This window comes from Fervidicella metallireducens AeB (assembly GCF_000601455.1).
Lineage (GTDB): Bacteria > Bacillota > Clostridia > Clostridiales > Caloramatoraceae > Fervidicella > Fervidicella metallireducens.
In genome coordinates, this window is the sequence record NZ_AZQP01000025.1 from 1 (window position 1) to 21,339 (window position 21,339).

Below are 21,339 nucleotides of genomic sequence, written 5' to 3' on the forward strand. Positions count from 1 at the left end.
AATAAAATAAGGATGGTTAATAACCTTTATGATGCCCCAATCAAAGTCTATAGCGCAACACACTTGTGTTATTAATCACCCTTTAAAGTTTTTTAATCAAAATTTTAACTTATAACAATAAATTTTATATTTGACTTTAAAATTTCATCCTTATAATTCTGAGTGAGTTTAATACTGCTATCAACGCAACACCCACATCAGCAAAAACACCTTCCCAGATAGTTGCTATACCAAAAACCGCCCCTAATAAAACTAAAAGCTTTATCCCAATTGAAAATACAATGTTTTGAATTACAATTTTTCTTGTATTTTTTCCTAATTTTATAGCTGTAGATATTTTTGAAAGCTCATCTGCCATTAAAACAACATCTGCAGCCTCAATTGCAGCGTCTGAACCTAGAGCACCCATAGCAAACCCGATATCTGATGCAGCTAAAACCGGTGCATCATTAATACCATCCCCAACAAAAGCAACCTTACCATTTTGCATTTTATTTTTTATTTTCTCCAGAATTTCAACCTTATTCTCTGGAAGTAGCTCTGCATATACTTCGTCAATGTTAAGCTCCTTTCCTACAGCTTCAGCGTTATGTTTATTATCTCCAGTCAACATAACAACCTTGCTTATACCTGAACTTTTTAAGGAGCTTATTGCTTCTTTTGCATCTTCTTTTATTTCATCAGAAACAACAATATACCCAGCAAAAATATTATCTACTGATACATATACAACTGTCCCCATACCACTATATTTTTCATAGATTATCTTTTCATTATCCATAAGCTTTGAGTTTCCTATTAGTAAATCATTTAGCTCTACCTTAACCTTAACTCCAAGCCCTGGCAATTCCTGATAATTTTTTATTAATTCTTTATCTATTTCACCTTTATATTCTTTTATAATTGACTGGGCGATAGGATGATTTGAGAATATTTCTCCATAAGCTCCACATTTAAGAAGGGTTTCTTCATCAAAACCATTGTATGCTTTTATTTTTGTTACCTTAAAAACTCCTTTAGTCAGTGTACCTGTCTTATCAAATACAAAAGTATTTACCTCGTTAAGACCTTCTAAATAGTTACCACCCTTAACTAATATACCCCTTCTTGAAGCAGCTCCTATACCTCCAAAAAAACTTAATGGTATTGAAATTACAAGGGCACAAGGACAAGAAACTACTAAAAATATCAATGCCTTATATATCCAATCATTAAAATTCTGGTTCTGTAATAAAATTGGAGGGAAAAAAGCTATTAATAATGCTGAAATAACTACAACAGGTGTGTAGATTTTTGCAAATTTAGTTATAAACTGCTCACTCTTTGCCTTTTTACTGCTTGCGTTTTCCACCATATCAAGTATTTTAGAAACCGATGAGTCTTTAAAACCTTTTGTTACCCTTATATTTAAAACACCGCCTGTATTTATAAAACCAGCTAATATCTCTTCACCCTCATATATATTCTTGGGAACAGATTCACCTGTAAGGGCTGAGGTATCTATTAATGACTGCCCCTTAATTACAACTCCATCCAGTGGAACCCTTTCACCTGCTTTAACCACTATTTCATCTCCAATATTAACATCATAAGGAGATACCTTTATTATTTTATTATCTTTTTTAAGATTTGCATAGTCAGGTTTGATGTTAAGTAAATCCGTTATTGATTTTCTTGATTTATCAACTGCTAAATCCTGAAGTAGCTCACCAATCTCATAAAAAAGCATTACAGAAACCGCCTCTGGAAACTCCCTGATTCCAAATGCCCCTAATGTTGCTAAAGTCATTAAAAAATTTTCATCAAATAATTGTCCATTTAATATGTTTTTAGAGGCTTTTAATAAGACATCTTTACCAATAATCAGATAGCTGATAAAGTAAAGAATTATATCCCAATTGCTTTTCCAAAACAGTGCAGCTACAAAAAATAACAGACCTACAGTTAATTTAAGGATTTCTTCTTTAAATTTAAATTCTTCTTTTTCTGTCTCGGTATTCTTTTCATCTATTCTGATTGTGTTTTCACTTTTAATTTCTTTTTCTCTAACTATTACATGGGGTTCTATTTTTTTTATTATTCCCCTTGTCTGTACCATAATATTTTCTGACTCTTTTAAATCAGATATTTCTATTGTAAGTGTTTTATTAAAAAAGTTAATTGAAGCGTCTTTAACTCCATCTAATTGATTTATTTTACTTTCAATTTTTGAAGCACAGTTTGCACAGCAAAGTCCCTCAAGAATTAATTCTTTTTTATTTATCATCTCCATGCCCCCTTTTATATGAATGATTGTTCATATGTTCATTTTTATTATATTACTTTTATTCATAACATTCAATATCAAATCAAAGAAAATTATAGCTTTGAGACAAAGTGGCATATAATAAAAAAGCTGTGACACAAGCAACTGAAAATTGCTTATGCCACAACTCTTAAGTAAAAACTACTTATATAAATGACAAGCTACATAATGTTCATTTCCTAAATTTTTAAATTCAGGTCTTACATCTTTACAAGCATCCATACAATAAGGACATCTTGTTGAGAATACACATCCCTTTGGTGTGTTAACAGGTGATGGTACATCTCCCTGAAGTCTTATTCTTTCCTTTTTATGTCTTGGATTTGGAATTGGCACAGCTGATAGCAACGCTTTGTATATGGATGTAAAGGATTGTTAAACAATTCCTCTGAAGTTGTCATTTCAACAATATTTCCTAGATACATAACGGTAATTCTGTCAGATATATGCCTAACAACACTTAAATCATGGGAGATAAACATATATGTCAGGTCCAGTTTTTCCTTTAATTCTTCAAAAAGATTTATAACCTGTGCCTGAATTGAAACGTCAAGGGCAGAAACAGCTTCGTCACATACAACAAATTTAGGATTACAAGCAAGAGCTCTTGCTATACCTATTCTTTGTCTTTGTCCACCACTGAATTCATGTGGATATCTTCTTATATGATATGGGCTTAAGCAACCATGTTAAGGAGCTCCTTAACCCTTTCACTTCTTTCACTGGTACTTATTTTTTCATGAATTAAAATAGGTTCTCCAACTATATCTCCAACAGTTTTTCTAGGATTTAATGAAGAGAATGGATCCTGGAAAATAAGCTGCATATCCCTTCTTTTTCTTCTTAGTGATTCTGCATCAAGTTTGCATATATCTGTTCCTTCAAAAATAACCTCTCCAGCATCTGGTTCATGAAGCCTTAATATAGCTCTTCCTGTTGTTGACTTTCCACAACCAGACTCCCCAACAACTCCTAGAACTTCACCTTTATTTATATAAAAATTTACATTATCAACTGCCTTTAAATGTGCCACAGTTTTATTAAAAAATCCGCCCTTTATAGGGAAATATTTTTTTAAACCATTAACTTCAATTAACTTCTCCATTACTTAACACCATCCTCCCTATTATATAAGAAGCAGCGGACAGTTCTTTCTTCTCCTAAAACAGTTAGTCCTGGCTGTTTTTCCCTACAAATGTCCATTGCTTTATTGCATCGTGGAGCAAAACGGCATCCCTTTGGTAAATTTAATGGGTTAGGAACTACCCCTGGAATAGAATCTAATTTATCTTGTCCACCAACTGCTGATGGCATTGATTTAAGTAATCCAACTGTGTAAGGATGCTTTGGATCTTCGAAAATAGAGTAAACGTCACCTTCTTCAACGACCTTACCTGCATACATAACAACTACTCTGTCACAGCTTTCTGCAACAACTCCTAAGTTATGTGTAATAAGCATTACTGCTGCATTAACTTTTTTCTTTAAATCATTCATTAAGTCAAGTATCTGAGCCTGTACAGTAACGTCAAGCGCTGTTGTTGGCTCATCTGCAATCAATAATCTTGGATTACATGCAAGTGCCATAGCAATCATTACTCTCTGCCTCATACCACCACTTAATGAATGTGGATAGTCATCTACAACCTTTTCTGGCCTTGGAATTCCAACTAACTTTAGCATCTCAATAGCCTTTTCTCTTGCTTCAGCTTTATTTAATCCCTGATGAAGCAATAATACTTCAGCAATCTGATCACCTATTCTAAAAACAGGATTCAAAGAAGTCATTGGTTCTTGGAATATCATTGATATTTTATTTCCCCTGATTTTTCTCATTTCAGCTTCTGAGAGCTTAAGTAAGTCTGTACCCTCAAATATAATTTCGCTGCCTTCCATTATTTTACCAGGAGGATTTGGTACCAATCTTAAAGTAGAAATTGACGTAACACTTTTTCCACAACCTGATTCTCCAACAACACCAAGAGTTTCACCAGGCTTAATATAAAAGCTTACTCCATCAACAGCAGGCACCACACCATCCTCAGTATAGAAATATGTTCTTAAATTTCTTATATCAAGTAATTTTTCCATATTAACACCTCGAATCTAATTATTGTTTTAACCTTGGGTCTAGTGCGTCTCTAAGTGCGTCACCTACAAAGTTGAAGGATAAAACTGTAATGAATATTAACATACCTGGATAGAATGCCTTCCATGGTGCTTCAACCATTGTACTTAGTTCCTGTGCATTCATAAGCATATTACCCCAGCTTGCTGTTGGTGGTTGAACTCCAAGTCCAAAGAAACTTAGACCTGATTCTGAAAGAATAGCACTAGCCATACCCATTGTTGCAGCAACTATAATTGGAGCAACTGCATTGGGAAGAACATGACTGAAAATTATTCTCCTATCCCTGGCACCAATACATCTTGCAGCCTCTACATAGTCTCTCTTCATCAATGAAAGAAATTCTGCTCTTACGAATCTGGCAATGCCTGTCCAACCTGTAAGTCCAAGAACAATCATAACGTTGTAAATGCTCGGTTTAAATAGAGCCATAACCGTTATCAAAAGGGGCATAGTAGGAATAGACATTATGGCATCAACAATTCTCATCATTATATTATCGACTATACCGCCATAGTATCCTGCAATACATCCCCAAACTGTACCTATTGTAATGAATATTGCAACAGATACAAAACCAACTGTAAGAGATATTCTACCCGCATATACACATCTTGAGAAAACGTCTCTACCTAATTCGTCTCTACCAAAATAATTTGGTGCATATGTTTTCATCTCCCCAGTTACATCTGATTGATAGCTGTGGAATGAAGGAGCCATATCAGCCATCATAACATCATCTGCAGTTCCATCTGGATCATATGGAGCAATTAATGGTGCAAAAATAGCCACCATATATAAGAATATGAGCATAAATAAACTAATTACAGCTAGCTTATTTTTTCTAAATCTTCTCCAGAAAATCTTTAATTTTTTACCAATAGTATCACTATATTCAGCGCTCTCAGCTAATTCAATCTGAGCATCGTTATTATTTAATTTTAACTCAGCCATGTTTTTCCCCCCTCCAACAATTATTCATACTTAATTCTCGGATCAACAACTGCATAAAGCAAATCTGCAACAAGACTTCCTACAACTGTCATTACAGCGATAATCATGAAATTTCCCATAACTAGAGGATAGTCATTTGAGAAAACAGCTTCAATTGCAATTCTTCCAACCCCTGGCCATGCAAATATTGTCTCAGTAATTGCCGCTCCTGAGAAAAGTGCTGGAATTGAGAAACCAAACATTGTTACAATAGGAATAAGTGCATTTCTTAATGCATGTTTAACAATAACAACCTTTTCTGATAATCCTTTACTTCTGGCTGTTCTTATGTAATCCTGTCTGATAACTTCTAGCATAGCTCCTCTCATATATCTCATATTAGCAGCCATTCCACCCATACCAAGTACAATAGCTGGCAGTATTATATGTCTTAATCTGTCTGTAAACACAAATGCGTCAAAATTATCTCTCATACCAGCTGTTGGAAGCCAGCCTAATTTTAAACTGAAAACAAGTATAAGCATTAGTCCAAACCAGAAAGTTGGCAGAGACATTCCTATAAATGAAATTGTTGAGAATATATAGTCCCAGATGCTGTTTCTTTTTAATGCACATATAATTCCTGCTGGAATAGCAACTATTAATGCAATGAGTTCTGCAACTAAAGAAAGTATAATTGTGTTTGGAAGAGCTTCCCATAATATTGACATAACTGATCTTTGCTCAAAGAAGGATTCTCCAAAATCTCCTCTTAAGACGTTTCCAAGCCATTTAAAATATCTTATGTGTAAAGGCTGATCAAGTCCTAAGTGATGTTTAATGTTTGCAACATAATCTGGACCAAGCCTTGAAGCCTTCTCAGGGTTTATAAAAAAGGCTGTTGGATCCCCAGGAGCCAGGTTAATTATTAGATAAGTCAATATAGATATTATTATCAATAAAGGAATCGCTTGTAGTATTCTCTTTAAAGTATATTTAAGCATGATTTAACTCCTTTCATAACAGAGGTATGCAAAACCTTGCATACCTCCATAGAGATTTATAATACTAACCTATTTTGTTACAACCCATTTGTCCATGTTCATGAATCCAAGTAGGTTGTAAACCTCTGTACCAGTAACCTCTTTATTGAATGTCCAGTTTCTTCCTCTGTAAACTATGAATGTCATTGGCTGATCTTCAGCAATTATTTGTTGAGCTTCAAAGAAATATTTCTTTTGCTGGTTCTTATCAAATGTCTTCTTTGCTAATGTATATAACTCATCAATTCTTGGATTTACGTATCTTCCTCTGTTGAAGGAACCTATTGTCTTGTCGCTGTGGAACATTACTGTCTGATCTCCAGTGATTCCTGTTATGAATCCACTGTAATATAAATCAAACTTACCTATATCTATATAGTTTGACCACATTGTGTTCCAGTCTAGTATTCTTGGTTCAACCTTAATTCCAAGTGGTTTTAATTGGTTCTGAACAAGAACAACTGCTTTTTCTCTCATCTTATTACCTTGGTTAGTAAGAATCTTAACTTCAAACTTCTTACCATTCTTTACTCTTATACCATCTGGTCCAACCTTCCAGCCTGCTTCATCTAATAAAGCTTTAGCCTTTGCTAAATCATATGGATATTTCTTTACATTTGGATTATAGCACCATAATGCAGGAACATATGATCCTTCTGCAACCTGACCAATACCCTTATAGATACCCTTTAATATAGCTTCTTTGTTTATAGCATAAGTAAATGCCTGTCTTACTCTCTTATCGCTGAAGAATGGTGATTTAATATTATAAACGATATAGTCAAATGTAGTTGAAGTATAAGGCTTAACTGTTAAGAATGGCTTAGTCTTCATTCTTGCAACATCAGATTCTGGAACCTGAGTCATGTTATCCTCTTGAGTTTCCATCTTAACTAAAGCTGTTGCAGTTGATGGAGTAATGTCATAAATAACACCTGAGTTCTTTGGTGCTCCGTCATAGTAATCTTTAAATGGAACAACTTCTATTCTTTCTGATTTCTTCCATTCTTTGAACATATATGGTCCATTACCTATTGGCTTTCTTGCTGCTTCAAATTCCTTTAATTTAGTTTTGTCAGCCTTTTCCCAAATATGTTTTGGAATTATATAAGGGTTAGTTAAGTTGTCAAGGAAAGCTGAGTCAACTTCCTTTAGATTTATAATTACTGTATACTTATCTGGAGTTTCAATGTTCTTTATACTCATAAAATCAGCATATCTTGGTGAAAGTACCTGTGGGTCTCTTATTAAATCATACGAGAACTTAATGTCTGCTGAAGTAAGTTCTACACCATCATGCCATTTAATTCCTGGCTTAATCTTAAATTTAATAGTTAAATTATCCTTTGAAATTTCTGGCATAGCAGTAGCCATGTCTGGAACCATGTTTGTCTTCTTGTCATACTTATATGGACCAGTAAATAGCATTCCTATAACGTCTGATGAACCTGAGTCATCTGACATAATTGGACATAAAGTTTTTGGATCTGAGAATGTAGCCCATCTTATGTAGCCATTTGATTTTGTTTTGCAAAAACAAGACCACATGTTGATAGTACCAGTGAAAGTGTTACTACGACTGTAATAAGTCTTTTCAAGTTTTTCATGTTCGTCCCCCTCTTTTTTATTTTTTATATTTTAGTTAAGGCTATTTAACTATTTTTTCGATTAAGTTTACTTTGTAGCCATCAGCTGCTTCAACTGTAACCTTAATCATATCTCCAGCCTTAACATTTTCTAAACTGATTGGTGTACCATTTGTATCCTGAACTGTAAGACCTGTTGAAAGTGTTAATGTATCTGTCCATTTAACCTGACTTTCAGGATCAGCATCGTTAACTAATTTTGCTATTGTTATAGCATTTCCCTTAATTGAAACAACCTTACATGTCAATGCTCTATAGAATGCATCTACATATATGATTTCTCCATCAAGGTTTGTAGTAAAGTTACTGTAGTTTGATCTATTTAATGCCTTTGCAAGTGACACTGGTTTTCCATTTAATTCACAAACAACATCTTCACTGAATGGGAAGTCTGTAATTTCATATGTAGTTATCTTGTACATTTTCTTTTTGAAACTAACTTGTAATCTCTTTTCAAGATCCTCTATTGAATAACTCTTTTCATCTTCGTAAAGTTTAACTTCAAACTTAATCTGAGCTATTCCATCTTTGTTAACGAAGAATTTAGCCTCATCACCAACAACTTTGTTGTCAAACTCAGCCTTAGCATCTGTTAAAACCTTTATTTCTTTTCCATCAAGTGTTATCTTGATTGATTCAGGAATTACGTCAATAAGACCAAGGTCAACTATATCAAGACCGCTACCTATTCCTGAGTCTGGGTCCATACTGTATACATATGAATCAGATTCTTCTTCACCAGCAGCTTCTCTAACCTGGCTTCTTGAGTTACTGAAGAATGAAGGAGTAACCTTTGGAGCTGAAACTGGTATTGTACTATCAGTTAAAGCAACGTTTATATCAACTGATTTTAATTTTAAATCTCCCTGATTTTCACTACCAAATCCCGGAATTTCTATTGCGGTCAATGCATTATTATTGCTCATGTATTTAAATGAAACCTTTAATCCTTTTCTTGCAACATCTGAGAATAAAACTGAATCGCCATATTGTGTTACTTTTGTTGAAGCTGTTAATTGGAAAGTAATATCCTTTCCAGCAACATTGATAACTACTGACTTTGAGTTATAGTTCTTAAGAACACCTGTTGCCTTTAATTCAACTGGTTTAACAACTGGTTTTTTTGTAGTAGTCTTTGTTGCTGCAAGAGCATTACCATTAAGACTTACTAAAAAACAAACTGATAATAATAATGATGCTAGCTTTTTCACACATTTTCCCCCTTTACATAATTATGGTGATAATTTAAATTGACATAAATCAATTTAACTGTATTACTTCACCTTCCTTTCATATATATGTAAGTTAAACACAAATAGTTTTTGAAATAAGCTTTAAAGGCTGCTGACTAAAAACTATTTGTGTAAAAAACAATTTTAGCTAGAAAATTTATAGGAAATGCTGCTTTGAAACTACGTAAACTATTTTAAATACATAAAAATTAAGACAAGTACTGTTACGATTAATGCTGTAAATATGTTTTTAACCTTCTTAAATCTTTTATTGTATATCATCTTTCTGTAATCTGGTGTATCTAGATGTCTTTTATACAACCTTTTGTATTTCTTTATATATTTTATATACTCTTCAATGTCCCCTCTCTCTTTATATATGCAAGCCATATTATAATATGCAAGATAATAATCAACATCAACTTTTATTGATTCTTCGTAATATCTTTTTGCAAGCTCTACATCTCCTACTTCTTTATATATATTACCAAGATTCACTAACGATGGCCCATAATCCGGATTAATGTCCAGAGCCATTTCAAAATATTCTTTTGCATTTCCAAGATCATTCTGTCTTGCGTAAAGTACACCTATTTTATTTAAAGCCTTATAATATTCTGAATTTTGCTCCAAAATACTATTAAAGGTTTCAAGGGCTTGTTCATATTTTCCTAAATCCAATTCTCCACAACCCTTGTCATACAGCTCATCTAATGTCATAAACTCATCACCCACTTAAATATTATATGCTGTATCTATTATTTAATATTTTTACTTTAACAAAAATTTGGATATAAGTTAAACATTATCAATATTTGTGGTATTTTTTTCTTATAATACCATTTTAAAAATTGTATTTCAATAGAATTTTATTTTACCGAAAAATTTATTTGTCGAAATTTTTCGACCTATTTTTTAATATTATGACCAACTTTTACCTGGTATTTAATTATTTGTGAAAAAAAAGATGGAGTTGAATTATATTCAACTCCTTTTTTAAATTATTCCTAAACATCTATTTTTATTTTCTAAATAAATATTCTTTTAAAGTTTTATACTTTATGTCTTTTTTATACCTTTCAACCCTGATGGCTTTAAGAAAAATTTTTGATGTATCAAGTGACGTAAATATAGGAATTTTATACTCTAAAGCTTTTTTTCTAAGTTTAAAACCTGATGTTTCAATACTATTTGCCCTTGTTGGGGTATTGATAATCAAATCTATATTGCCCCTTGAAATATTGCCTAATGCGTCTTTCAATGTTACTTTTATGCAATCAATATTATTTTTTATTAAATAATCTGCTGTTCCACATGAAGCTTGTATTTTAAAGCCTGCATCTATATAATCCTTAATTAAATTTAAACCTTCCTCATAATCAGCTTCTTTTAATGCTACATATACATTTCCCTTTTCTGGTATTTTAAATCCAGCTGCAACAAAACCCTTATACACTGCTTTATCAAAGTCACCATCAAGGCCTAACACCTCACCTGTAGACTTCATTTCAGGTCCTAAATAAATATCTGCATCAGTCAACTTTTCGCCTGAAAACACTGGTACTTTAACAGCGTAAAGATTTTTATTTTTAACAAGTCCAGTTCCATAGAAAGTGTCTTTCAGTTTTTTACCAACCATAGCGTTGACTGCAAGCTTTACCATTGGAACTCCTGTAACCTTACTCAATATTGGAACAGTTCTTGATGCCCTTGGATTAACCTCAATTACATAAATTTCCTTGCCATTATACACATACTGTATATTTATTAATCCAATTGTCTTTAATTTTACCGCTATTTCCTTTGTATATTTAATTAATTTTTCTATTACTTCGTCACTTAAAGTTATTGGAGGATATACTGTTATACTATCACCTGAATGAACACCAGTTCTTTCAACGTGTTCCATTATTCCCGGAATCAATATATCCTCTCCATCAGACACCGCATCAACTTCTATTTCCGTCCCTCTTATATATTTATCAACAAGTATAGGTCTATTTTCTGATATATTTACCGCTTCATTAATATATTTTGTAAGTGTTTCAACATCATAAACTACTTCCATTGCGCGACCACCTATTACGTAAGAAGGTCTTACTAATACCGGGTATCCTAATCTTTCTGCTGCAGATAACGCTTCCTGCAGATTGGTAACCGATTCTCCCTTTGGTGCAGCTATTCCTATTTCTTTGAGCATTTTGGAAAATTTTTTCCTATCCTCAGCAATATCTATTGAATCAAACTGAGTTCCTAAGATTTTGACTCCCATTTGATGAAGTTTCTGAGCTAAGTTTACTGCTGTCTGCCCCCCAAACTGAACTATTACTCCTTCAGGTTTTTCCTCTCTTATTACATTAATAACATTATCTATATATAAGGATTCAAAATACAACTTATCGGCAGTGTCAAAATCTGTACTTACTGTTTCTGGATTATTATTTATGATTATTGATTGATAGCCTTCTTCCTTAATTGCCCATACACCATGTACCGTACAGTAATCAAATTCTATTCCCTGACCTATCCTTATTGGTCCAGAGCCTATAACTAATATTTTTTTATCATCAGAAATTATGTTTTCATTTTCATCCTCATAACAAGAGTAATAATATGGTGTTTTGGCAGCAAATTCACCACTACAGGTATCAACCATTTTATAAACAGGATAAATTTTATTTTCTTCTCTCATTTTCTTTAATTCTTCATAGTTAATCATGGACAGCTCACATATATCCTTATCAATAAAACCCATGGATTCTGCTTTTCTTAGCAGTTCTATCGTAAGTTTTTCATTTTTCAATTTATTTTCAAAGTCAACTATATTCTTTATCTTATTTAAGAACCATTTATCTATTTTTGTTATTTCGTGGAGTTTACCAATTGTAACACCTCGCCTTAATCCTTCGGCTACTGCAAAAATCCTTTCGTCATCACTGGATTTTATTTTATCCTCTAACTCCTTATCTGACATTTCCATTATACTGTTAAGCCAAAGCCCAGTTGCCTTAACCTCAAGAGATGTAACTGCCTTAAGCAAAGCACTTTCAAAACTTCTATCGATTGCCATAACTTCTCCAGTTGCCTTCATCTGAGTTCCAAGGGTTCTATCTGCCTATTAAACTTATCAAAGGGCCATTTAGGTATTTTTACCACAACATAGTCAAGGCTTGGTTCAAAACATGCACTTGAGTTTTGAGTGACATAATTTTTTAGCTCATCCAGGCTGTAACCTATTGCTATCTTTGCTGCTATCTTTGCAATTGGATAGCCCGCTGCCTTTGAAGCTAAAGCACTGGAACGACTTACCCTTGGATTTACTTCTATAACTACATAATTATTGCTGCTAGGATCCAGTGCAAACTGTACATTACAACCACCTTCAACTTCTAAACTTCTTATGATTTTTATAGCAGCTTTACGCAGCATTTGATACTCACTGTCTCTTAGTGTCTGGGATGGGGCTACAACTATACTGTCTCCTGTATGAATTCCAACGGGATCAATATTTTCCATGTTGCATATAACAATACAGTTATCTTTTTTATCCCTGATAACTTCGTATTCAATTTCTTTCCAACCAGCCACACTTTGTTCCAAAAGTATTTGACCTATTGGACTGTTAATGAGTCCTCTCTGACAGATTTCTTTAAGCTCTTCTTCATTATTAGCTATTCCTCCACCTGTTCCTCCCAATGTATAAGCAGGTCTTATTATCACAGGATATCCATTTTCTTCAACAAACTCATAACATTCTTTTAAACTTGTTGCAATAATACTTGCTGGAACTGGTTCCCCAATTTCTAGCATAAGCCTTTTAAATTCTTCCCTGTCCTCTGCTTTTTTAATTGTTTCGCTGCCAGTACCTAACAGTTTTACGTTATATTTATCCAAAATACCATTTTCCTTTAACCTCATAGCTAAATTTAATGCCGTTTGCCCTCCAAAACCAGCTAAAATTCCATCAGGTTTCTCACTTTTTATTATATATTCTAAAGTTTCTATGTTCAGAGGTTCTATATAAACCTTATCAGCTATATTTTCATCTGTCATTATTGTAGCAGGATTACTGTTGACTAATATTGTTTCAATTCCTTCTTCCTTTATGGCTTTACATGCCTGGGTTCCTGAATAGTCGAATTCTGCAGCCTGTCCTATAACTATTGGCCCTGAGCCTATTATTATAACCTTTTTTAAATCCTGGTTTTTACCCATCTTTATTCCCCCTTCATACTGTTGATAAATTTATCAAATAGATAAGCAGAATCCTGTGGTCCAGGTGCTCCCTCTGGATGGAACTGAACAGAAAAGACCGGTAATGTTTTATGTCTCATACCCTCAACAGTATTATCATTAAGGTTTATATGGGTTACTATCATATCTTTATCCTTTATGCTTTCTTCATCTACTGCAAAACCATGGTTCTGTGATGTTATAAATACTCTATCCAAATCTAAATCCTTAACTCCGTGATTTCCACCTCTATGCCCATATTTTAACTTATATGTGTCGCCTCCAACAGCAAGTCCTAATATCTGGTGTCCTAAACATATTCCGAATATAGGATATTTAAGCATTGTCTTTTTCACCATTTCTATAGCTTCAGTTGCTTCCTTTGGATCTCCAGGTCCATTGCTTAAAAGTATCCCATCAGGATTTATTCTTTCAATTTCCTCAAAGGTTATGTTATATGGAACTATAGTTATATCACAATTTCTTGCCATTAGATTTCTAACTATGTTTCTCTTTACTCCAAAATCAACAAGTACAACTCTATGTCCTTCTCCTGGTATATGGATAATCTCCCGGGTTCCAACTTCCTTCATCCAATCTTCCCTTTGCTGAAGATTTTTTAAATGCAGCTTTAACTCTTCTTCCGATAATTCTTCATTGGTAATTACGCACTTTAATGCTCCACAGTTTCTTATTTTCTTAGTTATACTTCTTGTATCTACCCCTGAAATACCTACTATGCCCATTTCCTTTAACATTTCATCTATCGTTTTCTCGGACATATAGTTTGATGGATTTTCACAAATATTTTTTACCACAAAACCTCTGGCATATACATAATTGGATTCTTTTTCAAAACTGTTTACTCCATAATTTCCTATTAACGGATATGTCATTGTTATTATCTGACCAGCATAAGAAGGATCTGTTAGTATCTCCTGATATCCAGTCATAGACGTGTTAAAGACTAATTCGCCAACAGAAGTTCCTTTTTTGCCTATCCCTATACCGGTATAAAGTGTACCATCTTCAAGATATAATATTCCTTTCATAACTGCACCTCTTACTGTTTTTTCTTTTGAAAGTTGCCTGCTGAAAATAAACCTTGAGTTTACACCCTCCTCCTTTTAATTTTTGATTTGGATATAGACACACTTTTACCCCAAGTTTGAGTTAATTAGTATAATTATTTTGATTTTTGTTATTATTATTCATATAAAATTCATTTCAAAATTTGAATTTATTATTTTTTTAGCATATTAATTCCATAAAAAAGCCTTCTACCAGCAGGTAGAAGGCGTGTTTTTACATACTAATTAAAGATAGACAGAATTTTCTCTGCACTATCAGACTCAAACATCCTTTCCAGCCTCTCTGGACTGACTTAAAGTAATGTCTACTATATTTTGTATCATCTTATCATAATTCATGTATTTTGTCAAATTTTCAGTTTTAATGTCAAAGATTTCAGTTTCCTATTGATAACATGATATATTAAGTGTCCTTCTGTTTATACCATCCATTTACTCCTCGCTATAGTATAAATTAATGAGATGTCCTTAATTATTACCTCGAAATTGTTACTGACCATCCCTTTTACATTTCATATTTCTTTAATTTTTCATAAAAAGATGTCTTTTTAACTCCTAATGCCTCCATGGCTTTTTGTTTATCTCCTCCAAACCTCTGTAATGTTTCTTTTATTACCCTTTTTTCAGTTTCCTCCACAATCTCTTTCAAAGTATAATTTCCTTCATATTGAGTTTTTCTGTAATTTAAAATTATATCCTCATCATTTATGTATTTTCCCTCTGAAAAATACAAAGAACGTTCCAATATATTTTCCAGTTCACGTATATTTCCTGGAAAATTATATTGATACAACTTTTCTATTCCTTTATCCGTTATTTGTTTAAGGGGTATAATATTTTTTGAACAAATCCTTGATATTATTGATTGACAAAGCAAAGGCAGATCCTCCTTTCTATCCCTAAGAGGAGGCAGTTCCAATGACATAACATTTATTCTATAATATAAATCTTCTCTGAATTTCCCAGCTTTAACAAGCTCCAATATATCCTTGTTTGTTGCGCAAATAAACCTTACATCTATATCCTTTGGTTTTGTACCACCTACAGGAGTAATTTGTCTATTTTGCAATACATGTAAAAGTTTGACCTGTAAATTTAGTGGCATTTCACATATCTCATCCAAAAATAACGTCCCACCGTTGGCATATTCAACTAGACCTATCTTTCCTTCCCTATTGGCTCCAGTGAAAGCACCAGGGACATATCCAAAAAGCTCACTCTCAAGAAGAGTTTCAGAAAGGGCTCCACAATTAATCTCAACAAATTTTTCTGTTTTTCTATTGCTATATACGTGAATAGCCCTAGCCAGAAGACTTTTTCCTGTACCACTTTCACCAAGTATTAAGACATTGGAGTTGGATAATGCTATCCTCTTGGCATTATCTTTTATTTTCTTAATTGTATAACTTTCTCCAACAAGTAACTCAAAGGGATTATATGCAATGTCCTGAATCTGCAAAATTCTGCCTAAAAACTCATCCCGTTCCTTTAGAAGCCTGTTAATCTCTGACATATCTTCAATAAGGATATAAGCTCCAACAACTAATTTTTTAGATAAAATTGGATATACACTGCATCTTACTGGTCTCCCATTTATTTCATCAAATTCACTTAATACCTTTTGTTCTTTCCCCTTTGCACAACTAATCAATGCTTTGATACTCTTGGATTTTCCAAGAACATCCTTTACATCCTTGCTTATAACATCATACTCCGTATCTTCACCTGGAAGCTTTTCCATGTAGTTTTTTCCATTTAATATGTTTTTTAAATCTTCTTTTCTTACTGTATATCCTTTACTTTGATAAAATTTCACTTCAAGTGTATCCTTATCCAGAATCACAATATGACCTATTCCTTTAACATAACTATATGGGAATGATATATCGCCTGACTTTATGTTAATAACCTTACCCAACCTGTCAATTTCAACCTCTAATTTTTTGTCATCAATAATCTTACTCAATCTGAGTGGTTTTTCCATTTTATCCACAAAGATATATTCCCCGCCCTCATTATATCTTCCGATATATGCGAAGGCTGAGTTTTCAGGTATTTTTTCATTTATTCCTAATAACATAAAATCTTCATATTTCATTCCACCGTCATCAAGTCCTACTGAACTATTTCCTATTATTACAACATCTCCTTTTTCTATTTTTCCTTTTTTATGACCAATTCCCTGCTTTATTTTTATACCAAAAATCTCCTTAGCCCTTTCGTTAATTACCTTTATAATTCCATTTTTATCAATTGCAATTATTCCTTCTGAAATATTATCCATTATTTGACTTAAAATAGTATCTTCAATCATAACTATCACCTCAGATTATTTTCTGCTGATTCTATTTAAAATAGTATTAACCAAAAAGGAAATTGTCAGCAGCACTAATCCTATTGCTATGGCTCCTTGATAATTGCCTATATTAGTCTGCAAAACCAGATAGGTTGTCATCACCCTTGTCTTATGCTGTATATTACCTCCAACTAACATTACAGCCCCAACCTCAGATATTGCCCTACCAAAGCCTGCAACTACTGAAGATGTTATCTCTTTTTTAAGTTCAATTACTATATATTTAGCCATGTCAAATCTGTTTGCTCCAAGGGCGTAGAGAGTTTCATATACCCTGACTCCTTTTGTTTCAACATAATTTATTATCATGCCGCAGATTATTGGAAAGACTAAAAGTGTCTGAGCTATAATCATTGCAGCAGGAGTGAAAAGGATACCTAAACTTCCTAAAGGCCCCCTTCTGGATACAGTAATGTATACTAAAAGACCTGCTAATACTGGTGGAAACCCCATTAATGTATTTATAATTTTTATTAATATATTTCTACCTTTAAATGTTTTTAAACCTATAAGTATTCCTGATGGAATTGATAAAATAAATGCAAATATCGTAGATAAAGAGGATACAAATAAAGACAACCATATTATTTCCTGTATCTCCCTATCAAAACTAAACAGTAGTTTTAGTGCCCCGATAAAGCCAGATAATAAATAATCCAATAAAATCCCCCCGCAATAAACAAACCAAAATAAGAAATCTATTTTTGTGCATCAGGTATAAACAAAGACTCTCCATACTTATCTTTTCCATATATCCCTATCATCATTTGACCTTTTTGTGAAATTAGCCAATTAATCAAATTCTGTGCTCCTTGTATATTTGCATCAGAATGTATCTTTGGATTTACTGCAATTACGCCATACTCATTTTTTAAATCACTGCTTTTTTGAAATAAAATTTCCAGATTAAGTTTCTCTTTTAAAGACAAATATGTTGCCCTGTCAGTGATTGTATATCCGCCAAGTTCCTCTGCCATAGCTAAAACTTCAGCCATCCCTTTACCTGCTGAAATATACCACCTTCCTGATGGTTTAATGTTTATTTTATTCCATATCTTTTTCTCAAATTTATGAGTACCTGACTCATCGCCCCTTGAAATAAAATTAATTTTATTCTCTGCTATCAGCTTTAATGCTTCTCCTGCATCTGAAACAAATCTTATTCCACCGGGATCTCTCTTAGGGCCAACAATTACAAAATCATTATACATTACTTCGTACCTTTTAAGTCCAAAACCCTCTGAAACAAATTTCTCCTCTTCCTCCTTAGCATGTACTAACACAACATCTGCATTTCCATCCCTCGCAAGCTTCAACGCCTGTCCTGTTCCAACTGCTACAACTTCAACTGCATAGCCTGTATCCTTTGTGAATTCAGGAAATAAGAAGTCTAAAAGTCCTGAATCCCTGGTACTTGTAGTTGTAGCTAAAATAATTGATTTTTTCTTATCTAAAGCCTTTCCACAGGATGAAAAAAATAAAGCCATAGACATAAAAATTACCAGATGGAAAGTAAATTTTTTTGACCCTTTCATAATCTCACCACTCTATAATTAATAATGTTATATAGATAATAAATAGATATTTTATAATTACTAACAAAATAAACTTTACAAAATGCTAATTTTTCATTTTGTAAAGTTCATTTTATTACCAACTCTATTATAATTATACATTACCACTTTTTGCTATACAAATAATTATAAACAATTTTTTATATTTCTATTTGTTTATTCTATAAAATACTTCTGTTGTTCTTTTAAGTATTCCATTAATATGTGCTATGGCTGTACCATAGTTAGTTATAGGTACATTTTGTTCATTTGCCCTTATTAGTCTTGTTAGCAATTGCCTTCGGTTAAACATACATGCCCCACAATGAATTATCAAATTAAACTGGGTTAAATCCTCTGGAAAATCAACTCCAGCATTAACTCTTATGTCTAGTTTTCCACCCGCTTTATCCTCAAGCCACATTGGTAATTTTTCACGTCCAATATCTCCCTTTAAAGGATGGTGTGTACATGCCTCTGCTATTAAAACCTTATCCCCCGGCTTTAATTTATCAATGGCCTCAGCCCCCTTTATAAATATGTCTAATTCTCCTTTATACCTTGCCATTAATATTGAAAAGGAGGTAAGTGGAACATCCTTTGGAATTATCTCATTGACTTTTTTAAACACCTGAGAATCAGTTATAACTAAATCTGGTTTTCTATTAAGGGCTTTTAATGAATCCTCAAGCTCCGTGTCCTTTACTGTTAAAACCATGGCATCATTATCAAGTAAATCTCTTATTACCTGAACCTGTGGTAAAATCAAACGTCCTTTTGGAGCCTGTATGTCCTGTGGTGCTACCAATAATACAAGTTCTTTAGGTTTAATAATATCTCCAACTATGGTTTCTTTTTCAAAATCCATAGGTGCATAATTTTGAATTGCTTCCTTTACTAATCCTATTCCTGTTTTATTTTTTGCACTTACTTTAACAAAGGGAATATTGAACTTTGACTTTAGTTTATCTTCATCAACATTAATCTCATCTATTTTGTTAATAACCCCTATTATAGGAATATTTCTGTCCTTTAAACTTTTATACCATTCTAGTTCTAACTCTAAATTGCTACTTTCTCCTGTAAATACTAATAGGGCAATATCAGTTTTATCTAGGACGTCTTTGGTTTTTTTAACCCTGAGTTCACCTATTGTTCCTTCATCATCAATACCTGCCGTATCTATAAATACCACAGGTCCAATAGGAAGAAGCTCCATAGCCTTATAGACAGGATCAGTTGTTGTCCCGGCAAAATCAGAAACAAGGGCAATATCCTGACCTGTAATTGCATTAATTAAACTTGATTTTCCTGCATTTCGTCTTCCGAAAATCCCTATATGAAGTCTATTAGCATTAGGTGTATTTATCATATTTTTCTCCCCTTTAAAGCCTTAAATCTCTTTCTCCCTTTTCAATTCTTTCTAAACGTTCAAGTGTTGCAATTCTAGCTGAATCCTTTGGAATTTCATCCAGAGATTTTTTAATTACCTCTTCTCCTATATTTTTAGCCTCATCATCTCCATAATCCAGTAAAAACTCCTTAAAGGTTAAAATAGCATTGGGCTGGCATACATTATGAATTTGACCAGATTTTGCAAGTCTCATAAATCTGTCACCAGTTCTTCCTTCTCTATAACAAGCTGTACAATAACTTGGAATATATCCACCTCTGCATAAACTCTTTATTATTTCCAGTGGTGATCGGTGATCTCCAACCTCAAACTGTGGTTTCTCGTCGTGATGATGTTTCTTATACTCATCGACATAACCACCAACCCCAGTACAAGAGCCGGCACTTATCTGTGAAATCCCTAAAGCTATAATCTCATCTCTAAGGACAGCTTCCTCCCTTGTTGATAAAATCATACCAGTGTAAGGTAAAGACAATCTTAATACAGCAACTACTTTTTTAAACTCTTCGTCAGAAACTAAATAAGGATATTTTTTTATATCAACGCCTTCAGCTGCCCTTAATCTTGGAACAGAAACTGTATGTGGTCCAACTCCAAACCTGTCTTCAAGGTGCTCTGCATGCATCAGCATTGCCACGGTATCATACTTGTGATCATAAAGACCGTATAAAACACCAATACCTACATCATCAATTCCACCCATCATAGCTCTATCCATTGCTGTTGTATGATAGTCATAATCATGCTTAGGTCCTGTTTTATGCATACTTTCATAGGTAGGCTTATGATATGTTTCCTGGAATAAAATATATGTTCCTATCTCTGCCTCCTTTAATTTCTTATAATTTTCAACTGTGGTTGCTGCTATGTTTACATTTATTCTTCTGATACTTCCATTCTCAAATTTTATTGAATATATTTTCTTGATGCACTCTAAAATATAATCAATTGGACAATTTACAGGATCTTCCCCAGCCTCAAGTGCTAATCTCTTATGTCCCAGTGATTCTAATATCTTAACTTCTTCTCCAAGCTCCTCCATATTAAGTTTTCTTCTTTTGAAGCTGTCATTACAATGCTTATATCCACAATATTCACAATTATTTACACAATAGTTGCTTACATACAAAGGTGCAAAAAGAACTATTCTTTTTCCATAAATTTTTTCCTTTATTTCCTTTGCCATACTGAACATTTCTTCCAATATGTCCTTATCTTTAATGTTAAGTAATACTGCTGCCTCCCTATGACTAAGACCAACACAAGTCTTTGCCTTATTTAAAATTTTTCTTACATATTCCTTATCCTCTGCCAGTTTTTCCGCTTCCTCCAATGTTGATACAATCTCTCTGTCTATTATAAAATCCTGCTTAACTTCATTATTCATAATTATCCCTCCATTAAA

At 33.2% G+C, this 21,339-nt stretch carries 13 protein-coding genes and 2 pseudogenes; all 15 read right to left on the reverse strand.

Annotated elements, in window-relative coordinates; genetic code table 11:
• Positions 1-136 precede the first annotated feature (136 nt).
• The 15 genes and pseudogenes from Q428_RS08520 to hydG all read right to left on the reverse strand — a co-directional run bounded on the left by Q428_RS08520 (position 137) and on the right by hydG (position 21,327).
• Positions 137-2,266: a heavy metal translocating P-type ATPase gene (locus Q428_RS08520; protein ID WP_278244891.1), complete on the reverse strand. Its 2,130-nt coding sequence runs from the start codon at positions 2,264-2,266 to the stop codon at positions 137-139.
• Positions 2,267-2,446: 180 nt separating this feature from the next.
• A pseudogene (locus Q428_RS08525) lies at positions 2,447-3,410 on the reverse strand (ABC transporter ATP-binding protein).
• Positions 3,410-4,396 carry an ABC transporter ATP-binding protein gene (locus Q428_RS08530; RefSeq protein WP_035380045.1) on the reverse strand — a complete coding sequence of 329 codons (987 nt, stop codon included), beginning with the start codon at positions 4,394-4,396 and terminating at the stop codon, positions 3,410-3,412. Before Q428_RS08530 ends, Q428_RS08525 begins: the two are co-directional and overlap by 1 nt.
• A 19-nt stretch (positions 4,397-4,415) precedes the next feature.
• Positions 4,416-5,387 (reverse strand): oligopeptide ABC transporter permease, encoded by a 972-nt coding sequence (gene opp4C / locus Q428_RS08535; RefSeq protein WP_035380047.1) that lies wholly within the window; start codon positions 5,385-5,387, stop codon positions 4,416-4,418.
• Between the two features lie 20 nt (positions 5,388-5,407).
• Complete coding sequence (locus tag Q428_RS08540; protein ID WP_035380049.1) at positions 5,408-6,370, reverse strand: ABC transporter permease; 963 nt, start codon at positions 6,368-6,370, stop codon at positions 5,408-5,410.
• A 69-nt stretch (positions 6,371-6,439) separates the two neighbouring features.
• Complete coding sequence (locus Q428_RS08545) at positions 6,440-7,957, reverse strand: ABC transporter substrate-binding protein (RefSeq protein WP_084478238.1); 1,518 nt, start codon at positions 7,955-7,957, stop codon at positions 6,440-6,442.
• 100 nt (positions 7,958-8,057) lie between these two features.
• Positions 8,058-9,266, reverse strand: a complete 1,209-nt coding sequence (locus Q428_RS08550; RefSeq protein WP_035380054.1) for a hypothetical protein — start codon at positions 9,264-9,266, stop codon at positions 8,058-8,060.
• A gap of 210 nt (positions 9,267-9,476) precedes the next feature.
• Positions 9,477-10,007 (reverse strand): tetratricopeptide repeat protein, encoded by a 531-nt coding sequence (locus Q428_RS08555; RefSeq protein ID WP_035380055.1) that lies wholly within the window; start codon positions 10,005-10,007, stop codon positions 9,477-9,479.
• A 301-nt stretch (positions 10,008-10,308) separates the two neighbouring features.
• A pseudogene (gene carB / locus Q428_RS08560) lies at positions 10,309-13,502 on the reverse strand (carbamoyl-phosphate synthase (glutamine-hydrolyzing) large subunit).
• Between the two features lie 2 nt (positions 13,503-13,504).
• A complete protein-coding gene (carA, locus tag Q428_RS08565) occupies positions 13,505-14,572 on the reverse strand; it encodes a glutamine-hydrolyzing carbamoyl-phosphate synthase small subunit (RefSeq protein WP_035380057.1) in 1,068 nt (355 codons plus the stop codon).
• A gap of 544 nt (positions 14,573-15,116) precedes the next feature.
• The gene (locus Q428_RS08570) at positions 15,117-16,925 is read right to left on the reverse strand and encodes a sigma 54-interacting transcriptional regulator (protein WP_035380059.1); all 1,809 of its coding nucleotides are present in this window, start codon (positions 16,923-16,925) and stop codon (positions 15,117-15,119) included.
• A 15-nt stretch (positions 16,926-16,940) separates the two neighbouring features.
• Entirely contained in the window at positions 16,941-17,627 is a 687-nt protein-coding gene (locus Q428_RS08575) for an ABC transporter permease (protein ID WP_242847808.1), read from the reverse strand.
• Positions 17,628-17,665: 38 nt separating this feature from the next.
• Positions 17,666-18,502: an ABC transporter substrate-binding protein gene (locus Q428_RS08580; RefSeq protein WP_051515067.1), complete on the reverse strand. Its 837-nt coding sequence runs from the start codon at positions 18,500-18,502 to the stop codon at positions 17,666-17,668.
• Between the two features lie 187 nt (positions 18,503-18,689).
• Positions 18,690-19,892, reverse strand: a complete 1,203-nt coding sequence (hydF, locus tag Q428_RS08585) for a [FeFe] hydrogenase H-cluster maturation GTPase HydF (protein WP_035380061.1) — start codon at positions 19,890-19,892, stop codon at positions 18,690-18,692.
• A gap of 13 nt (positions 19,893-19,905) precedes the next feature.
• A complete protein-coding gene (gene hydG / locus Q428_RS08590) occupies positions 19,906-21,327 on the reverse strand; it encodes a [FeFe] hydrogenase H-cluster radical SAM maturase HydG (RefSeq protein ID WP_423219582.1) in 1,422 nt (473 codons plus the stop codon).
• Between the last annotated feature and the right edge of the window lie 12 nt (positions 21,328-21,339).